This is a genomic window from Salinarimonas soli (genome assembly GCF_008386575.1).
Lineage (GTDB): Bacteria > Pseudomonadota > Alphaproteobacteria > Rhizobiales > Beijerinckiaceae > Salinarimonas_A > Salinarimonas_A soli.
On the sequence record NZ_VUOA01000089.1, the window covers coordinates 1 to 1185 of the forward strand.

The following is a 1185-nucleotide window of genomic DNA, read 5'->3' on the forward strand; positions in this document are numbered from 1 at the left end:
CCATCACCTGGGCGACGACGCCGGCGCCGACCGTGCGGCCGCCTTCGCGGATGGCGAAGCGCAGCTTCTCCTCCATGGCGATCGGCACGATCAGCTCCACTTCCATCGTCACGTTGTCGCCGGGCATCACCATCTCGGTGCCCTCGGGCAGCTTCACGATCCCCGTCACGTCCGTGGTCCGGAAGTAGAACTGCGGACGGTAGTTCGTGAAGAACGGCGTGTGGCGGCCGCCCTCCTCCTTCGTCAGGATGTAGGCCTCGGCCTTGAACTTCTTGTGCGGCTTCACCGAGCCCGGCTTGCACAGGATCTGCCCGCGCTCCACGTCCTCGCGCTTCGTGCCGCGCAGCAGAACGCCCACGTTGTCGCCCGCCTGCCCCTGGTCGAGCAGCTTGCGGAACATCTCCACCCCCGTCACGGTCGTCTTCACCGTGTCGCGGATGCCGACGATCTCGACCTCCTCGCCCACCTTCACCACGCCGCGCTCCACGCGGCCCGTCACCACCGTGCCGCGGCCCGAGATCGAGAACACGTCCTCGATCGGCATCAGGAACGGCATGTCGATCGGGCGCTCGGGCTGCGGGATGTAGGCGTCCACCTCCGCCATGAGCTTCATCACCGCGTCGCGGCCGATCTCAGGCGACTTGCCCTCCAGCGCCATCAGCGCCGAGCCCTTCACGATCGGGATGTCGTCGCCGGGAAAGTCGTACTTCGAGAGAAGCTCGCGCACCTCCAGCTCGACCAGCTCCAGAAGCTCCGCGTCGTCGACCATGTCGACCTTGTTCATGAACACCACCAGAGCCGGCACGCCCACCTGGCGCGCCAGAAGGATGTGCTCGCGCGTCTGCGGCATCGGGCCGTCGGCCGCCGACACCACCAGGATCGCGCCGTCCATCTGCGCCGCGCCCGTGATCATGTTCTTCACGTAGTCCGCGTGACCCGGGCAGTCCACGTGCGCGTAGTGCCGGTTCGTCGTCTCGTACTCCACGTGAGCCGTCGAGATCGTGATCCCGCGCGCCTTCTCCTCAGGCGCCTTGTCGATCTGGTCGTAGGCCGTGAACGTCGCCCCACCGGACTCCGCCAGAACCTTCGTGATCGCCGCCGTCAGCGACGTCTTCCCATGGTCCACGTGACCAATCGTCCCGATGTTGCAGTGCGGCTTCGTTCGCGAAAACTTCTCTTTGGCCA

At 66.3% G+C, this 1185-nt stretch carries 1 protein-coding gene; it reads right to left on the reverse strand.

Going from position 1 to position 1185, the window contains the following annotated elements; genetic code table 11:
* On the reverse strand, nucleotides 1-1185 hold a 1185-nt coding region (gene tuf / locus F0L46_RS25350; RefSeq protein WP_149822392.1), incomplete at both ends, for an elongation factor Tu.